Below are 18,940 nucleotides of genomic sequence, written 5' to 3'. Positions count from 1 at the left end.
AGGATTTTTGAAGAGAAAACGCCTTGATTTTTACTCAAAGTAGCTCTATGTCAAATATTTTTATACGTTTTCAACCAAATAAATAAGCGATATTCTGAAAACGTAATAAAAAGTCATAATCCTATGCTTTTGTACGAGCAAAACTACTACTATATTCAGGTAGCGCTTCAAAAACAAGGAAAATGAACAAAAAGAATAAGCGTAAAAATGCGAAACAAGGAAATACAGCGGGATAACTTAATGAAAAATTAAAACAATAGGACTGTTTAAAATTGGTGTAATTTGTTTATGCTTTAAATACACAAACAAGGAATAAATTGGCTGAATTTCTATTGCCCCATGGGCCAAAATTTATGATCTTTATCTAAAAAGATAATGTGGAACACATCATCTTCAACATATCCGGCAACCACCTCTTTACTTTTGCCGGTAATATGCATCACTGCCCAGATTTCAGCTGTGATATGTTTAGGTTGTGTAAATCCAGACCTCGGTGGATAACCAACTTTAGTATAACGCTTTATATAGGAATTTCGCAAGGCTTCCTGACAGGAAAATTGCCCCACAAATTGCAAACGTGTCATTAATGTTGATAAATGCCCTAGCTTTTCCCATTGTTCCCAAGTCTGGCCTTCGGAAACAGTAATTAGCTCTAGTGCGAACGTTATTTTCCTATCATGCTTAACATTTGCCTCCCTTTTACCCTGTTCTCTTAGATAAGCCGGATCAGACCGATCTGACCTTTTGCTAGGCATATAGCAAATCGGTTAATTTTTCAGTAATCTTGAAACTATCAGCTGCACCAAAAGTATTATCCAAATATTTCTTTCCAAAGTCCGACGAATTACGAACCACATTTGCGCTAAAGTCCGATAGCGAATAAAGTACCGATACCCCAAATTGATCTTTCTCCGTAAACCAAATCTGATCTCTTCTCAATAAAGACTTATCCATCAAACAAATATCCTGAGCTGTAAAAATGAGCTGTGCATTTCTTCTATTATACTCCTGGAAAAGCGCCAGCACCTTAATACTAAGATTAGCATGTAATTTACAGTCAAATTCATCAATCAATAACACCCCGCCATTTCTTAATGTATCGTATATCGGGCCAAGAATGTGTATTAGTTTTTTAGTTCCGTCAGATTCCAAGTTAATATTAAAAGGAATGGAGTCAATCAGCAGGTTATTTTCATCGTATTTTTTATGATAAGTTACGATTTCCCCTTCTTCCTCACCGGCCTCTATATTTGCTATTTCCAGGTATTTTAAAACATAGGCTGCCCAGGCTTTAAACTCTGGATTTTTCTTCAGTAAATCCGCAGTAAAGTCCCTGTAATAATCGTCATCAAGTCCGTTAATTACAGCGGCATTCATAAACCAGGATAAAACATGCTTTGATACTGGTTGATTGTACTGCGCCAGGTGGCTCAGAAACAACACATTTTCATTTACTTCTGATTTATATTTCTCCCCTTCAGCAAATGACTCTTTGTTAATCTCAAAAGACTGTTTATCTCTTATGAATAATGGGATTTCCCGATCAAGCTTCCTGTATAACCATTCTTTTTGAATATTATGTCCAAATATTTCAACCCCGTATCGATAAATGTATTCATCCTTTACAAAAGTCACTTCAAGACTGGTGTTCTCCTTCTCAGACAATGAATTAAGTTTAAACTGAAAATCTCTGGAACGTTTCTCCCTATCCTTCCTAAGAGAATCACTGAATGAATTGAAGACAAGGCTACTCAGCATTCCAAAAGCCCTGATAAAATTACTTTTACCACTACCATTAGCACCATAGATAGCCGCAGTTTTCAATAAGCTAAATCCTCTGTCTGTTTTAATAACATTGTTATTTTCCAGTTCTTTGAATGATTTTACCTGCGTCATTAAAAACTTCGTTTCCTCCTTGAAGGAAAATATGTTCTTGATTTTTAATTCTATGATCATAACGAGTATTTTGGAATAACAAATATACCAATTTATCACACCAAATTACCATTATATGGTAATTATAAAAATTAACTCGGAATTTCCAACAGAATAACAAGATAAATAAAGCAATAAAATGGTTTAATTATTAGAATTTTGAACCATATCCACTGTCATTTAAGAACTTTTCAAAGTCTTTGATGTGCAGGATATCTGATATCGCCTTCTTTTTATCGCTTGCCTTTGCATAATACGCTTCCGTTATTTTATATCCAATCCAATAGCCCAGATCTGGCGGATATCCATTTTTAGGCTTATAATTGTACATCCAATCATGGCTATCTTCCCGATCATCCATGATTGCTTTAAACTCATCCCACAATTTCGCTTCATTGGCATTACCATAATGATGGGTTCCTCTGTTTGGACCGCCTCCAGAAATAAGTTCTCCTATAAAATCAGCACTGCCCTCATTAATACAAGCAGCAAGTAGATTCATGTTTTTCTTTGGAATACTATCTTGTTGATAGTGTATCAGCTCATGAGCAACCATATACGGTACATCTGCCGATTGAATCATTTCTGCTCCGATGATTAATCCTTTAGGATTGGAATGCCCTCCTGAATTAAACCGTCCAATTACAAAGTACACATTGGGAAAGACTGCTTTAGGGTATAAATACTTCAGCGCCAGGAACGCTGCCCTGGACTGCTTCTCGTGCTCAGCCATTTTCAGGCTATTTTCTCTGGCTTTTACATATTCAAGCTTTCGTTCCCGAACTGTATTTAGCAATGAGGCTGGATTTTCTATTCTGCCCTTTATAAAAGCCTGAAGGCCTGGAGAACCTGGTTTAACATAAAGCTCATCAAAAGGATTAATTTGAGATTCAGGGTCTGATTTATCGAAGGCAGTCCAAAAATTAGTAATATCCGTTGTAATGAAGAGGGCCTTCAAGGGGTCAGAAACAGATTGTGCAAAGGAACAATTGCACAGGATAATGAGGAAAAATGAAGTTAGTAAAGCTTTATTCATAAGATTCGACAACCCTAAGATAAGGGAAAAGAACCGAATAAACCGATCAACTTTATACAGCTGTATAACTGCATTTGTTAGTTTTAAAGTTGATCGGAAAATCAGATCGGAAAAGCGCAGCATTTCCGGGAATCAGAAATAAGTATGAACCCCAATTTTTACATCACGGGTTCCTTTTTCAGCGCATTAAATTCCTGTTGCTGAAACTGTTGTTGTTGTTGCTCCATAAACTCATTCCTGGCAATGCTTGCGGTTTTATGATCACCGGTATGACTCCATCCTGGTGGCATAAAAATATACAGGAACTTATTCTTAAGCCCCGGTGCGTTGTAAACATCTTTCAACAAACAAGCGAACTCCCCAAAATAACTATCCAGAAAGCTGTTAGGTTTCATTTCTCTGGTAATCCCATATTCGATAGGCATATCGCCTACTTCTGGCTGATAAGTACCAAAAACACGATCCCAGATGTTCAGCAGATTGCAAAAGTTAGTATCCATATACAACGGATTTTTAGCGTGGTGTACCCTGTGGTGCGAAGGTGTCAGGATGTATTTATACATAAAACCTAATTTACCTTTTTTCATCAGGTGTTCCCCGATATGAATAAACCCGCCATAAAAACCATCAATAAACATGATCACAAACAGCATTGGTGGATTAACACCCAATAAAATGCAAACCGTAGTTCTGATCACATCGGCATAAGGTCCTTCGAGGAAAAAGTGAGCATAGGACACCGAAAGATTCATGGCCTGCGGAGCGTGATGGGTAGAATGCAGGCACCAGAACAAACGTACTTTATGCCCCAGATAATGATAGATAAAGTGGCCAAATTCCCAGACAATATATCCGTAGATAAACCAGTACCAGGTAAAAGTGGTCTTAAATATCGCATAGGGTTCAAAGAGTCCGATACAAAATACAATTGCTGCGATGGAGATAAACCGACCCACAAAAGAGTTCAGCACATACGAGAAGAAGGAAACCTTATAATCGATTGCGTTAAACTTCCTCATCACTAAGGCCGTTAAAATCTCAATCACCAGTACAATCGGGAAAAGCGGACCAATGATAGACGTAAAACCCTTGTAGGTTAAAAAGCTACTGTAATCGCCGGAGTTAATGATTTTAATGAAATTACCGATACCGAAGAAGCCGATAATCCAATCATAAATTGCCTGAAAAAAATCCATCATAATATATTTGGTTAGTATGTATTATTCATGAAAGAGGGATCTTTCATTGTTTGTATATACATAGATACTAATGTTTTTCCGAAAAGCCTAGTTGCTAACAATAAAAAACACACAGAAAAACATAATCTATCAGAAAATGAGGTAAAATAGCGTTTTACTTAAAGTATTGCATTACAACTATTTCAGGTATATTCAGGAGGAACAAAACTCCGTTAAAAGGAAGTTTGGTTAAGAACCGGAATGGGTAGCCGAATTGATTTCCGGTGTAAACTCCGCAAAGATATCAGCCTTATATTTCGCGGACACCGGGATGAGTATTAACCTATGGGTTTCTATTTCAATTTGTGGTTGTGTGTACTTCATTTGATCATTTTTAACAAATAACTCCAAAGCTAGTGCTTACCAATTCAGGAGCAAACCCTACCCTATCTCCAAATAAAAACTTAATTCTAATCATACATTAAACAGAAAAACCGGGATATCCCGGTTTTTCTGTTTAATCTTATTACCTGGTCAATTCTTTTATGGCGACTGCCAGTTCTGTATCCACCCCTTTTCTAAAGTCTGCAATCGTTGGTATAACCAGTTTATCTGGCTGCACCCCTTTCCCTACAAAATCCTCCCCATTACCAAGCATATCTCTTTTCGTACAAATACGCGCAGATAAATTCCCTGGCAAACTGATTATTAAAGGCTGTCCGGAACTACCTCCACTTGCTTCCCCGATAATCAAACCACGGTTAAGAGATTTGAATGCGCCAGCAAAGTCCTCTGCGGCAGAAAAACTCCTTGCACTGGTTAATACAACTACCGGCTTATCATAAAAAAACTTTTCATTAGGCTTTAAAAAGCTATTACGACCAAAAAAGCCCTGGGTAATCCCCCACGCTCTATAACTCGGTTTATACGCCCTGGTGTACCAGGAATGGATAGGTTCTGTATTTTTGGTGAGATAGCCTAAAATTTCCCAACCTACAGAAGAGTCTCCGCCCCCATTGTTTCTCACATCAAAAATGATAGCATTTGCTTTAGAGATTTCAGGATATCTGGTTGCAAAAGCCCTGGCAGCGGAATCCGTACCAAAGCTATTCAAGGATATCAGCGCGATATTCCCCTTTAACATTTTAAATTCAAAAGGGGCAGTTGCCATATACTTCCAGCGCTCCGCTGTATTTACGCGCGAAACACTGTGTTTCTTTGTTACGCCCTTTTCATCACGCAGTTCCAGTTCGACCGGTTTATTTACAGCTCCATCAAACAGGGAAAAATCGTATGCTAAGGAGTTTTGATTCTGAAGCGTGGATGCACTCTGGTACGGAATCACATACCGGCGGGCATATTCCTTAACAGGCAAACCATCCACAGTAATTACTTCCTGACCCACTTTTATACCCTTTTTGCCCAATGTCGGATCATAAACAGCGATCACTATCACCCTATCCTCAATTAATCTGGTACGCAACAATGGTCTTCCGTAGAACTCATTTATCAATTCTTTTGGTACCATGACGTTCGTATGTCCATCTTTTAGATGGGCACAAAACTCCGTCATCAGTTTATAATACTCCGCAGTTGACTTTGTGCTTTTTACTTTTGGCAGGTAAGCTAAATAAAGAGAGTCAAAATTTAAATCGGGCACTAAATCAAAGTTTACAAAATTGTATTTCGCTTCTGACCAGAACTTTGATAAGCCTGCTACCTTTTCATCGGCTGAGATATTCTCCTGATAAGGCGTTTTTAATGCTTTGGAATCCCAAAAACCTGCCTGATTAATAAATGTTTTATCCAACTTCTCCTTTTTCAGTGCATTATTTTTAACATCCTGGAGAATCACCTTCCATTCCGGGTCATTGTGTAAAGAAAGGAGGTCAGTATCTTTTTCAATACCCGTTATATTCGAGAAATCATCGTTAGATATCGCCTTTTTAAGACAGGAAAAAGCAAAAGCATGATCTCCTGACAGCGCGAAATAGCATGCCATATTGTAGTTAGAAGTCTCTGCTTGTCCTTTTTGAATTTTGTCTCGTAATGCCTGCGCCAATAAGGTATCATTAACCGACTTTTGGGCATAGCCAACAGTAAAAGTCGACGCAAGGATTAAAAAAAGAAAAGGAAGTCCAGTTCTGTACATTGTAAATAGTTTAATAAGTCTGATCGTCTAAGTTAACTAAAAACAGCTAAATTATTTCAACAACAGCACAATAATACGGTTAAAGAAAAAGACCAGCAATATGCCGGTCTTTTTCTTTTACAATTGCAATGTGATCTAATTCCGTTAAACCATTACTCAGGCGCTTTCCCGTTTTTATAAAACTTAACATCCCGCCACTGTACAATTGCTTTACCCGTTTTCATCGTACCGTAACAGCCATATTTCATATAATTAGTAGCGTTTTCGCCATCTACTTTTTCAAACTTTTTAACACCATCTATGTACACGATCATTTTATCACCATAATCTGCTTGTAAATGTATCACATTGATATGGACTTCCTTATTGTGAACCCCTGTTGCTAAAACAAAGCTATTAGAGATTTTCAAGGTTCCACCGTTCTCCGCAAATCCGCGAATCATCATCTGAGTTGCATTTTCGGAAGTGCTCCCAAAAATCTGCACCAGACTTTCGTCGTTAAGCGGAGCATCAAATTTCAAATAACCCGAGAACTGCCGGCTTCCCGTGCTATAATTATCCTCTACCCTAATCTCTGAACGATTTGATTTGTTATTTAAAATCTGAAATGTTTCTGTTAAAGTATTACTATCAAAGCGGTAATCTGCACATATCACTGGTGTACATGCTGATTTATAAGCCGACCAGCCATAAGTTTGCAACCCAGCCTCATTATCCAGATGAATCTTTTTAACTGGCGTATATAGCGCCCAGTCTGCACCAAGGAAAGCATTCGCTACAATTTCGGTGACTGCCTTATATGGTGTATAGAACACATCGATGCTACCGGCAGGCTGAAATGAAGTACGATATTCGAAGGTATTACCCGATTTGAAATTGGTTAAAGTAGTGTTATCCGATAACTCAGCTACAGCTACCGTTTGTAAGGCATCTGCTGCATCCGTATATTTAAAATCCATCCCGGTCATTTCCGATCCTGCACCATTCCAATTGATCAAAACTGCTTTTTTGCCTTCATTGAAAACCGCATCTTTAATGGCTCTATGCACCAATCCAGCCTCATACTTGTCGCCATAAGCATGTCCGCTTACCGTAGTCTTTTCCGAAGAATTTCCTTTGGTGTCTATTGCAACAACAGAAAAAGTATAGTCGCCTTCCTTTAATCCCTCCAGAATGAGATCCGCATTGTCCATACCTTTACTAAAGGGAAGTTCCTTCGATTCCTGATCACCACTGCCCCAGCTGATCTTAAATTTTTGCAGTTCTACATTAACCGGTGCTTTCCAGGAAAGCTTAATCCGGTTTCTACCTGGGTAGCTCATCAAATCTCCTGCTTTCTCAACCACTACCGGCTGCTCAATATCAACTACACTTTTCTTTCTACAGGAAAAGCTAAAAGAGACAATTAACACCAAAAGGAGTAAATAAATTAAATAACTTGATTTCATCATATAGCTGTTATAATTATTTGTTAACTATAAAGTTATAAATGCTGATTCAAGAAAAAATCTACCTAATTAGCCGTATTCTCAAGCAGATTGGCAACAATTTGCTAGCTCCTTATTAGTTTATAGCAAAAGTCATTTAACCCAAAAGCTATAAAAAGCATTTCCATCACAGCAACTCTTCACAAGCAAAACTGAAATAATCTTCCTCATTTATGATCAGGTGATCTACAATATGGATACCTAATAAATCTGCAACATTTTTCAGGTTCTCTGTAAAAGTAATATCCGCCTCACTAGGGGTTAAATTCATGGTGGGGTGATTATGACAAACTATAAGCCCCGTTGCGGCTGATTTAATGGCCGCGGCAAAGATCACCCTCGGATCGGCAACCACCCCGGTCAATCCACCTGTAGAAACATTTAAGATCCCCAATACGGCATTGCTTCTGTTTAAATAAATCACTTTAAACTCTTCAATCAGACCAATCTGATCCAGATTCCAGTGTTGCTTAAACATTTCGTAAATCTCTTCGGTACACTTTAAAACAGGCCGGTCGCTTGCTTTCACCTTAGGTCTGTAGTTCAATTCAATTTCTGATATTTTATATAAAGCACTTTTCATTTTCGGCCTCCAGTTTAGGTTAATGATGATTTGGGATAAATTAATTTCAGCTGATCTACAGAAGGCAGTAAAGCCTTTTGCAGTTCCATGATGCTTAAGAAAGAGCTTTTCAAAAGCAAGTCCGGATCATATTCTTTCTTTAAAAGATGTATGCAGTTCATCAATTGAATTAAATCAAACTGCAAATCATGGATAAAATCGTAATCGTATTCTTCAAAGTTGTCGATCTCTATTATTGTTTTATTGTCTTCTATTCTGACCATATCGGAAAAGTTTAGGAAAATGAAATGTTATGGAATTATCAACCGAAAAAAATCCGATACATTAAACCGGAGCCGGAGCTTTAGTTCCGGATCGCTGATGCCCGACAGAAAGCCGGCTTAAACTTGAAGTAGAATAGATTTGTCTTTTTTCAGGGTTCATGGCTCATCAATTTTAAATGAGCCTTTTGAACAAGCAAACACAAATAAATGTGAGGACTGCACACCATCCACATGGTATAAAGTTTCTGACGCCTTACGCGAAATGGAATTACAGCAGCCCTCACATCCATTTTTACAGGACGTGTAAATATAGGTGCCCTAAAGCACAAATGTGGGTATTTTCTGCTGTCTTAATTCGCTGCGTCAGAAATTTTGCGGATAAGACTCTTAATAATACTTAACTACAAGACTAATATTATTAATTATTTTAACAAAAACAAATCTATTAAAATTATTTTGAAGAATAAATTTAACAAAAGTCAATCCTTATTTAATTCACATGATAACAAGGACAATAACGTAGTCCTAACAGCTTCTAATCTCCAGATTCTCCCACCTCCGTTCCGGATACTCCCTATGTGCGGACTTATCCTCTTCATCATCCAACCATGGTTACTTAATGGTTGATTAATCCCTCATAGGTCTAATTGACCTTTCAACCATGAATTGAGGATGACCAGAGCTTGTATTTAGATTGAATATGTCTTGAACTTTTATCAAAATCAACAAGAGCAGAAGCCGAAAGAATGACTACATTAACCACCGGTAACAAGCTGCTTATCAATAAACAATAACGCTATGGGAAGTTTACAAAACGGATTATTTGGTGGTTTTAACGGCCGGGTAGGCAATTTAGTCGGTTATATGCTGAACGGTAAAAACGTTGTCAGAACGATTGGTCATAGTACTAAGCGCCTCAGTCCTGCCAGGAAGGTCAATTGCGACCGCATGACCATCGTAAACAAATTCTTAAGCCCCATCAGTTCTTTTATTAAAGTCGGGTTCCGGCTAAAAGTGGTAGGTACCGACAGAAATTTCTATAACGAAGCCGTTTCCTATAATAAAAAGTACGCGGTAACTGGTGTATATCCTGAAGCAGAGCTGGATTATCCTAAGGCCATGCTGAGTATGGGAACGTTGTTAAAAGCAGAAAAACCGTCCATACAGCTTGTAGAGACGGCAATTGAATTCAGCTGGGAAGTCCCTGCAGATCTACCCTGGCGTAATCGAAACGACCGGGCCATGGTGTTGCTCTACTGGCCGGATCAGCAGAAGCATACGCATATCCTTAGCGGGGTCCATAGAAAGGATGGAAAACAAAGCGTTCAGATTGATGCGAACCTTGCGAACGAACGCGTTGTGGCCTATATTTCTTTTGTTAGTGAAGATGCAACGGAAATTTCAGACAGTGTTTATGCTGGTAGTATCGCTAAAAAGGAAACCATTGCTGCAAAGGAAGTCCACAAAATCACAGCAGAGGCAACTGAGGTCATCAAATATAAAACCTTGAAACCACAGGTAAAAACTAATAAAAACACCGGAACGCCAAAAAAACGAGATCTGCCTACGCTATTTAAAACGAATACGGATCAGCAGCCCCCCTTTTCCAGGCCTGGCACTTTCCATAAGCAGATTAACGATAATTTTTCGCCAACCTGATCCTGATTTAATTCCTGACACCTTATTTGAGAAAAGGAGCTTATCACAATTTGTGATAAGCTATGCTGAGGATACAATAAACCCGCTTTTTACAGAATTTCGAGCTCCATAACATGGGATTACCGATAAAATCTGGCCAATTGGCTTAGATTAATGGCCGTTATTTCCTTAATCTCTTTATAAAAATCATCGTTTTCTCTTATTTTCTTCCTGTATGGTATTTAAAGCATGCAGAAATCACGCGAAGATGTCATTGCAACAAGGGTGAGAGGAGCTTATCACAAATTGTGATAAGCTAGTTCCAGACAGCAATAAACCCGCTTTTGGAGGTTTTTAAGCTCTGAATCATTAGATTATTGAGCATAATCAGTCGAAATTTCTGTTGATTTATCGTGGTTGTTAACCCGTTACTTCTGAGCAAGCCTTATTAGCCGTTTAATTCCCCTTCCACAGCATTTAAAACGTAGAGAATTCTGGTAACTTCAGAAGTTTAACAAGGCTCAAAGGAGCTTATCACAATTTGTGATAAGCTAAGGGCTTAGTCTATTTTAGCACTTCTTAGTCTTAATGAATTCAGGATCACGGACACGGAGCTAAAACTCATGGCCAGGGCTGCAATCATTGGAGAAAGTAAGATTCCAAAGAACGGATACAAAAGTCCTGCTGCTACGGGAATGCCTAGTACATTATAGCCCAATGCAAAAAACAGGTTTCCTTTGATGTTGCCCATTACTTTATGGCTCAACAGTCTGGCTTTTGCGATCCCGTTTAAATCTCCTTTTACTAAGGTAATTGCTGCACTTTCTATGGCTACATCCGTTCCGGTTCCCATGGCAATGCCAATATCTGCCTGCGATAAAGCCGGGGCGTCATTGATCCCGTCGCCCGCCATAGCCACCATTTTACCCGCAGCCTGTAGTTTTTTGATCTCGTTTAGCTTATCTTCCGGCAGCATTTGCGCTTTAAAACCATCAAGATTCAGGGTTTCACTCAAGCCCTTTGCGGTATCTTCATTATCGCCGGTAAACATGACAACCTGTAAACCTTCTTCCTGAAGTTTAGCAATCGCTCCTGCGCTGGAAGCTTTAATCCGATCAGTGATCACCACAAAACCTATGGCAAGCTTTCCAACAGATAAATAAGAAACCGTTTTACCGAGCTTTTGTGCGGTCTTAACCTGTTGGGCCAATTCAGGACTGATTTCTGCACCTACATGCTCCATTAACTTCTGATTGCCTAGCGCAAGGTCTTCTTTATCAAGTTTACCGATCACCCCCTTACCTGTTACCGCTTCAAAGTGCTGGATGGCTTGCATAGCGACCTTCTTTTCCTCGCCATAACGTAGTGTTGCCTCTGCTAATGGATGTTCACTGCTTTTGTTTAAGGCCACAATTCTTTCCAGCACCTCCTGTTCCGTAAAATCTTTGTTTACACTAATGACCGCTTCTACGGATGGTTTTCCTTCGGTAACGGTTCCGGTTTTATCAATGATCACAATATCTATTTTATTCATTTTCTCCAGAGATTCCGCATTTTTGATGAGGATACCAGACTGGGCGCCCTTCCCTACTCCAACCATCACAGACATCGGTGTGGCAAGCCCCAGGGCACATGGACAGGCGATAATCAGCACTGCAATTGCATTTACAAAAGCGTAAACATAAGAAGGTTCCGGCCCGTATATGGCCCATACTGCAAAAGTAGCCAGGGCAATCAGTACCACAACCGGCACAAAATATCCGGAGATTTTATCTGCCAGTTTCTGAATAGGTGCTTTAGAGCGACTTGCAGAATTCACCATTTCAATGATCTGAGACAATAGTGTTTCTGAGCCTACCTTTTCTGCCAGCATCACAAATGTTTTATTGCCATTGATGGTGCCGGAGCTTACTTTATCGCCGGGTTTTTTCTCCACCGGCACAGGCTCCCCGGTAATCATGGATTCATCAATGGTTACTTCTCCGGTTTCGATACTGCCATCTACCGGAACCTTCTCCCCTGGTTTTACCCGCAGCAAATCTCCTTTCTGAATGTCGTCAATAGAAACGGTCGTTTCCTTATCTCCGATTACCTGTGTAGCGGTATTGGGGGCTAATTTTAAGAGTTCTTTGATGGCGCTATTGGTTTTCCCATGCGCTCTGGCTTCTAAAAGCTGTCCGAGTAATACCAGGGTTAGTATTACTGTTGCCGCTTCAAAATACACGTAAACGGTGCCATGATGGGTTTTAAACTGATCCGGAAAAACGTCCGGAAATAGCAGGGCAACAATACTAAAGAGCCAGGCTACCCCCGCACCAATACCAATCAGGGTAAACATATTGAGATTCCAGGTGACCATAGATTTCCAGGCGCGTTCAAAGAACATCCAGGTGGCATAAAATACCACTGGCAGGGAGAACGCAAACTGCACCCAATTCCAATACTTAAGATCCATGAGTTTAAAAAGCGGGTTATTAGGCACCATTTCGGTCATGGCGATGATAAAAATAGGAATTGTAAAAACCGCAGCGATCTTGAATTTTCGCAACAGTTGTTCATAGGTATGGTCCTCTTCCTCCAGGTCCAGGCCCATGGGTACCAAATCCATCCCACATATCGGACAAGCACCTGGTTTATCTTTGATGATTTCCGGATGCATTGGACAAGTAAATTGACTGGCTTTTTGTAAGGTTGGTTGTTTCAGCAGATCCATTCCACATACCGGACAGCTCCCCGGCTTATTATAGGTTTTATCTCCTTCACAGTGCATAGGACAATAATATAGGCCTGGCCCATGGTCTTTGGGAGTCGTTTTAGGCACGTTTACCGGCCCAGCCGGGTGTTTATGAGTTTGTGGAGCGGCATGGCCTTTCATTTCAATCCTATAATCACCTGCCATGGACAATGCTTCCTGCATTTTTTCGGTTGCGATGTGTTTATCCATCGTAATCTCTGCTTCGGCAGGTTCTAAAGTTACTGTAGCAGAAATTCCATCAATTTCATTCAGCGTTTTTTCAACTTTAGCACGACAACCCTGACAGGTCATTCCGGTGATTTGATAGATATGCTTCATATATAGGCGTAATTTTGGATCATTTATACGTAAACTGTATACTTAACACCCGATTTACTTTAAAGTTTCCTGTATAGAAATCGTCTTATACCAGAAAAGCCCCAATAGGAGGCTTTTCTGGTATAATATTCGATATTTATTGTGGAAATACGATGTCTGAAATTTGATTACCAGCCTTTTTAACTTCTTTTTTAAGCTTTCCGGTTTTATCAAAAATGTAAAGGTTACTATATGGATCGCCACCGGAAAATATATCCGGACTATCGGCAATATAAAGATCTCCGTTTTTTGGGTTTACTTTCCAGCAGGTGGCAAATAGGATTCCTGCAGCTGCATGATCTACAAACTCTTCTACCTTTTTGGTGAGGGTATTAAATCTGCAAATCACACCGCGGGAGGTTTCCTGCCAGTATAAATACTCGTCTTTTCCACCAGAGGTTAGCACTCCGTTTGCAGGCACTTTGAATTTAGCCTCAAGTTCTACGGAGTCTATCCCGTTGTTGCTTTTATCTAGTTTCACAAATTTGGCTTTGTTAGTTGCGCTTCCCTGTACACCTACCCAGTAATTATTATCCAGGCTTTTAACTACGCCAGATACATTCTCTTTGTAACTATTGACAACGATTACCTTACCATTTTCTACTTTGATCAGTTGTTTCCCGGCAGCAGTAACCAAGGTCTGATTAACGGTGTTTATTGGAATTAAGGTAACCTCTTTACTTCCTTCCAGTAGGGTTGAACTGATCGTTTTATTGGTCAGATCTACTGGATACAGTCCTGTTTTTCTACGGTTGGTTACATTTACATAACCGGTTTTTCCATCCGTTGTGGCGAAATAAGTAACATCACTGACCCCGGATTTACTGACCACATAATTTAACTTCATGGTTTGTGCGTCTACGACAGTCAGGAAATTTGGTCCCGAAGAAGAAGTGATATAGTATTGATTATTGAAGTGGTACAGATTGTTTGCTTCCGGTGATAAGAATGAGCCAGGATTGGCCCTCGCAAAAATATTAGTTTGAATCGTTCCGTCCTCATCCAGATGCGATATGCTTGAGTTCCCCATTCCGGTTTCATCGGTATAACTTAACAGTAAAACGCCTTCGCCATAAGGCCCGGTTACTTTTACACGGTAATTGAGGGTTGTTTTCCCTTTTTCATTTTCTACGGTAAACCCGATATTATAAATACCTGGATCAGCTTTTTTAAAGGTGTATGTGGCAGTGTTGGCCACTTCCTTCCCGTTTTCTATCCATTGATATCGGTTTGCTTTTCCAGTGATTTGTGGTGAAAGGAGGAGCTCCTTATCCATCTTCAAGATAATGAGGCTATCGCTGGCCGTTTGGTAGGCTAATGTTGCGATTTCTGTTTGTTCTTTTTTGCAGGATACGGCAAGTATCGCTATGCAGAACATGGCTACTATGGTTTGTTTTATTTTCATCTTCTGTAGTTAAACCACAGCAAACGGAATTATTAAAAATGGGTATACCCCAAAGAGGTATCCTCATTCCAGCTTCAATCCCCGAAAGCTATGAATCATAAATGCAAAAGGCAGGTCTTCTGACTTGCTCCCCTAAGTACGATCTTCCCATTTTTTCAAAACAGTGACCTTGTTAAATGTACCTCGGTTAAGGAGCTTACAGCTGCGGGACAGTTCTGGATTTACACCAGATTCCCTTTTAATCCCGGTTGCGACACCGGGAACCAAAAGCGGCGCAAAGATATAAATCTATTGAATAGTTAAGGTATTTATGTTTTGTACCCAGATGAAAATATGACTACCTTGGGTTAAAAATTAATTGCCTCTATGGATACCCGTCAAATTAACATCTTATACCGAGAAGAAACACTAGGCATCCGAACTTACCGGATAAAATTCATCGCTGAAATCACACATAAAGGCCTCAATGATTATAAACTACTTTCATCTGATGAACCTGGTGTATTACAAAGTAAGGTCAATACTCATGTTGCTAAACTCGAAGAGAAATGGCAAAGAGTAATTCAACGAAATCACATATTTAGAACCAAGGAAGAGATCCAAAGAAATGTAGATTTAAGAAATAGAGAGGCTCAGGAAGCGGTACAAATGGTCGACAACATTTTGCACCATACGCTTGATATAGATGACACCATTAATTGGGAACAATTAAAAGACAAATCAAGATTCAAAGCCCCTTATCCAGAAGACGAGCTCCCAAAATTGATCTCCGCTATTCCCCTACCTAGAAAGCCTGTATTTTCATCCTACCCAGTTGAACCAAATGCTGTAAATTTTCAGGCTAAACTTACTTTCCTTGATGGAATACTTAAGTCAAAAAAAGATGCAAAGCTTCAACAGGCACAAAACCTATATGAGGATTCATTAAATAACTGGAGACAGAGGTGCGCAATTATTGACAAGGAAAACCTTAGATTAAAGACCCTGTTTGAAAATGATCAGTTAAAGTATGAAAAAGACGTTAAGTATTTTAAGGAAAAAATAGCCCTTAAAGTAAACGAATGGCAGCATGAAAAAGCTGCTTTCCTGAAAAACCGTGAAGATTCAAACTATAAAATTGCACTTCTTAAAGAGGCCTATTTTAAATGTGATAGTAATGCAGTAATTGACTACTGTGATTTAGTACTGAATAACTCAGTCTACTATGATGAGTTTCCTAAGAGTTTTGAATTAGATTACATACCTGAAACTAAGATATTGATTGTCGAGTATTCCCTCCCATCAATGGATCAATTACCATTAATTAGTGATGTTAAAATTGTTAAAGGAGAAGCGAAAGAAACTTTGATTTCAGAAACACAGCTTCACAAGATCTTTGATTCAACAATGTACAAAATAACATTGAGGACATTGCATGAACTTTTTGAGGCCGATTCTGCCAATGCAATTGAAGCGATTTCATTTAACGGCTGGATTAATTCAATTAACAGGGCAACCGGTATAAGGGAAAACAATTGTATCCTAACAATTCAAGCTAAAAAAGACGAGTTTACACTGATAGATTTAAGACATGTAGATCCAAAAACATGCTTTAAGAACTTAAAAGGCATAGGAAGCAGCAAACTCAGCGGGATGACGGCTGTAGCCCCTATTCTTCAAATTAATAAAAATGACAGCAGATTTGTCAACTCATACGATGTTGCTGATTCCTTAAATAGCACTACAAATTTGGCTGCTATGGACTGGGAAGATTTTGAACATTTAATCAGAGAAGTGTTTGGCAAAGAATTTAGTTCGAATGGAGGTGAAGTTAAAGTAACCCAAGCCAGTAGAGACGGTGGTGTTGATGCAATAGCATTTGATCCGGATCCTATACGTGGTGGTAAAATTGTCATTCAAGCAAAACGATATACAAATACGGTGGGTGTTTCTGCAGTAAGAGATTTATACGGAACTGTCATGAATGAAGGTGCTACAAAAGGGATTTTAGTAACTACAGCAGACTACGGTCCTGATGCCTATGAATTTGTAAAAGGAAAACCTTTAACATTAATGAACGGTGCGAATTTATTATACCTACTTGAAAAACATGGGCACCAAGCTAGAATTGATCTTAAAGAAGCGAAACTAGCTTCTAAATAATCAACCAAATTAGGAACTGATGCTTATCAACCTTATTGTTGATAAGCATCAGTTTTTTTATTTCCAGTATTTACGTGCTAAAGTTTTAGAGAAATCAATGGCCTGATCAGAAAACACTGGCGGATGTTGCTTGTCCTTTTTTGCAGCCTTGTTGTACAAGGTGATAAAGTAAAATGGGTTCTGTACGTTTTCAATCAGCTCTTTGCTATAGCCGTTGCGTACGATAATATCGGCCATATAATAACCGGGATTATGGCCGCTTGTATAATTGAATAGTTTGCGGTAATCTTTTACGGTCTTAAATTTTAAGCCTTTTGATTGCGCCATCAATTGCATCGAAGAATCTAACTGCATCACAATACTATCTGGCTTATTTAACAGCAATTCCTCAAAATGATACTCATAAACGATATCCTTCGATTTATCAAATGAATACTTTTTATCGATCATATCTGCGCTACCTTCATTTAAAATGACTTGCAAGGCATATAAAATTCCTGCCTCTGATGGATCAGTAGCTTTCAGCTCTCTTGGTTTACGGAGGACGTGGTGAAGTTCATGAGCACCTACAATACCGTATTTCAATTTATCCTGATTGTACACGTTCCAAAGGGTAAAGACAACCGTTCCATGGTGCACCAAGGCATCATTATCGATACCAATAATGAAAATTTTGGTGTCTGGTGTTTTCTGGTGTAAACGCTTTGGAAGCCATTGCCAGCAGTATAAATACATGCTGTCTAAATAAGCAGGTTTATCTAATCCAGCTGCATATTCCTTGAGTTCCTTTTCATGGACTCTGTATTGGTTGATTTTATAAACCAGCCAATTATTCAACTTATCGTCTACTAGTTTTTGTACACGTGCCTCGTTTTTTGGGTTATACACCATATTCAGCGTTTTACGGTAGCTATCCAGAAACTGTTCACTAAAATCCTGATTTTCGATATAGGTTTTGTTTCCTTCCAGTGCTAAAAAGGTCTTCCAGTCTTCGCGGGACAAGGTATCCCCTTGCTTCAATCTATCGGTGATTTTCCAGAACGCATTTAAGGAATTGAGGTCGATTTGCTGGGCTTTAGCTGGTTTTCCTAAACAGAAAAACAAGAAGAGAATCAGGCTTAAGGTCTTTAGAAGATGTTTCATATGAACATAGACCGTCAGGGAAGAGTTTTATTACAGGATGGGTGTAATTTCCTGTTAATAAAGACAAAAGAACCAGGTGATTCGTATTACATCAGCACTTTTTGCTCCAGGTAGTCTGACATACCATTTGCTAGAAATGCAGAAAATGCTTCATTTGAATTTTCGTTTTCACAGGTTATAATTACATTAATATAAGCTTCCATATCATAATTATTGATGATCTGTGCAAAAACCGGAGGGCAGTTATTTTTCATCATGATTGTACCCATGATAATCCGACAAACCCTTCCATTTCCGTCAGCGAAAGGGTGTATATCATTTAAAAATTTATTATGGAAGTAAGATAATGCAGTGATCAAGTGATTATTATCAGTGGTATTATCAATAGTAGCGAATTTCTGATTGAATAGTTCAATATATGAAGCCATTATAAGTTCCAAATTATAATGGGGATTATACTCCCTATTACGAAAAAATGGTTCTCTATAACCAATCACTTGATAATTTCTATAATTGCCAACAAGCTCTGGTTTATAATCCCCGTTCCATGAGAGTGTATTTCCCATTAAGTTTTTATGAATTTCCTTAATTGAATCTTCTGTTAATTCAAAGTTTTCATACCTACTTATAATATCTTGAAGAACATCTTTGTGATTACCTATTTGCAGCAAACTGATCAACTTTTCCTTCTGAACAAATTCATCATTCAGGAACTTAATAGTAGCTCCATATTCTAATTTAGGATCCTCAATTCTTGATGAAAAAAAAGAAAAATCATTAATGATGTTCTTTTTAAAATCATCACTCCAATCTTTCTTAGGAAATTTAATTTGAAATGCCAGGAGGGCCTGATTAAATCTATTCAA

General features: G+C 38.8%; 15 protein-coding genes and 1 riboswitch. Of the genes, 2 read left to right on the top strand and 13 right to left on the bottom strand.

The genetic code is table 11. The annotated features are described in order from the left end of the window. Positions 1 to 329: 329 nt before the first annotated feature. The 9 genes from R2Q66_RS20620 to R2Q66_RS20580 all read right to left on the bottom strand — a co-directional run bounded on the left by R2Q66_RS20620 (position 330) and on the right by R2Q66_RS20580 (position 8,634). Positions 330 to 755, bottom strand: coding sequence for a hypothetical protein (locus R2Q66_RS20620; RefSeq protein WP_316752721.1), 426 nt, complete (start codon positions 753 to 755; stop codon positions 330 to 332). Then, positions 748 to 1,956 (bottom strand): ATP-binding protein, encoded by a 1,209-nt coding sequence (locus R2Q66_RS20615; RefSeq protein WP_316752719.1) that lies wholly within the window; start codon positions 1,954 to 1,956, stop codon positions 748 to 750. The genes R2Q66_RS20620 and R2Q66_RS20615 overlap by 8 nt, the downstream gene beginning before the upstream one ends. Before the next feature lie 130 nt (positions 1,957 to 2,086). Beyond that, positions 2,087 to 2,971 carry a DUF2268 domain-containing putative Zn-dependent protease gene (locus R2Q66_RS20610; protein WP_316752716.1) on the bottom strand — a complete coding sequence of 295 codons (885 nt, stop codon included), beginning with the start codon at positions 2,969 to 2,971 and terminating at the stop codon, positions 2,087 to 2,089. Positions 2,972 to 3,129: 158 nt separating this feature from the next. Next, entirely contained in the window at positions 3,130 to 4,170 is a 1,041-nt protein-coding gene (locus R2Q66_RS20605; protein WP_316752714.1) for a sterol desaturase family protein, read from the bottom strand. Between the two features lie 228 nt (positions 4,171 to 4,398). Beyond that, the gene (locus R2Q66_RS20600; protein WP_316752712.1) at positions 4,399 to 4,533 is read right to left on the bottom strand and encodes a hypothetical protein; all 135 of its coding nucleotides are present in this window, start codon (positions 4,531 to 4,533) and stop codon (positions 4,399 to 4,401) included. A gap of 142 nt (positions 4,534 to 4,675) precedes the next feature. Then, complete coding sequence (locus R2Q66_RS20595; RefSeq protein WP_316752709.1) at positions 4,676 to 6,301, bottom strand: S41 family peptidase; 1,626 nt, start codon at positions 6,299 to 6,301, stop codon at positions 4,676 to 4,678. A gap of 152 nt (positions 6,302 to 6,453) precedes the next feature. Further along, positions 6,454 to 7,752, bottom strand: coding sequence for a DUF4998 domain-containing protein (locus R2Q66_RS20590; protein WP_316752707.1), 1,299 nt, complete (start codon positions 7,750 to 7,752; stop codon positions 6,454 to 6,456). Between the two features lie 163 nt (positions 7,753 to 7,915). Further along, positions 7,916 to 8,371 (bottom strand): JAB domain-containing protein, encoded by a 456-nt coding sequence (locus tag R2Q66_RS20585; protein ID WP_316752705.1) that lies wholly within the window; start codon positions 8,369 to 8,371, stop codon positions 7,916 to 7,918. A gap of 14 nt (positions 8,372 to 8,385) precedes the next feature. After that, the gene (locus R2Q66_RS20580) at positions 8,386 to 8,634 is read right to left on the bottom strand and encodes a hypothetical protein (RefSeq protein WP_316752702.1); all 249 of its coding nucleotides are present in this window, start codon (positions 8,632 to 8,634) and stop codon (positions 8,386 to 8,388) included. 798 nt (positions 8,635 to 9,432) lie between these two features. On the opposite strand from R2Q66_RS20580, the gene R2Q66_RS20575 reads away from it, so the two are divergent. Further along, a complete protein-coding gene (locus R2Q66_RS20575) occupies positions 9,433 to 10,293 on the top strand; it encodes a DUF6266 family protein (protein ID WP_316752699.1) in 861 nt (286 codons plus the stop codon). Positions 10,294 to 10,831: 538 nt separating this feature from the next. Here R2Q66_RS20575 and R2Q66_RS20570 read toward each other — a convergent pair. Both R2Q66_RS20570 and R2Q66_RS20565 read right to left on the bottom strand, forming a co-directional pair. Continuing rightward, positions 10,832 to 13,345 carry a heavy metal translocating P-type ATPase gene (locus tag R2Q66_RS20570; RefSeq protein WP_316752697.1) on the bottom strand — a complete coding sequence of 838 codons (2,514 nt, stop codon included), beginning with the start codon at positions 13,343 to 13,345 and terminating at the stop codon, positions 10,832 to 10,834. Positions 13,346 to 13,481: 136 nt separating this feature from the next. After that, complete coding sequence (locus tag R2Q66_RS20565) at positions 13,482 to 14,789, bottom strand: DUF5074 domain-containing protein (RefSeq protein ID WP_316752694.1); 1,308 nt, start codon at positions 14,787 to 14,789, stop codon at positions 13,482 to 13,484. A gap of 91 nt (positions 14,790 to 14,880) precedes the next feature. Continuing rightward, a riboswitch (cobalamin riboswitch) is annotated at positions 14,881 to 15,072 on the bottom strand. A gap of 83 nt (positions 15,073 to 15,155) precedes the next feature. On the opposite strand from R2Q66_RS20565, the gene R2Q66_RS20560 reads away from it, so the two are divergent. Further along, on the top strand, positions 15,156 to 16,931 hold the full coding sequence (locus R2Q66_RS20560; protein WP_316752692.1) for a restriction endonuclease: 1,776 nt from the start codon (positions 15,156 to 15,158) through the stop codon (positions 16,929 to 16,931). Between the two features lie 57 nt (positions 16,932 to 16,988). Here R2Q66_RS20560 and R2Q66_RS20555 read toward each other — a convergent pair whose 3' ends face one another. Then, positions 16,989 to 18,074: a DUF5700 domain-containing putative Zn-dependent protease gene (locus R2Q66_RS20555; RefSeq protein ID WP_316752689.1), complete on the bottom strand. Its 1,086-nt coding sequence runs from the start codon at positions 18,072 to 18,074 to the stop codon at positions 16,989 to 16,991. Between the two features lie 86 nt (positions 18,075 to 18,160). Then, positions 18,161 to 18,940 carry a Fic family protein gene (locus R2Q66_RS20550; protein WP_316752686.1) on the bottom strand — a complete coding sequence of 260 codons (780 nt, stop codon included), beginning with the start codon at positions 18,938 to 18,940 and terminating at the stop codon, positions 18,161 to 18,163.

Origin of the sequence: Pedobacter gandavensis, from assembly GCF_032677645.1 — a bacterium.
Lineage (GTDB): Bacteria > Bacteroidota > Bacteroidia > Sphingobacteriales > Sphingobacteriaceae > Pedobacter > Pedobacter gandavensis_A.
Note: the sequence above shows the minus strand (reverse complement) of the source record. Positions and strands in the feature narration are given on the sequence as shown.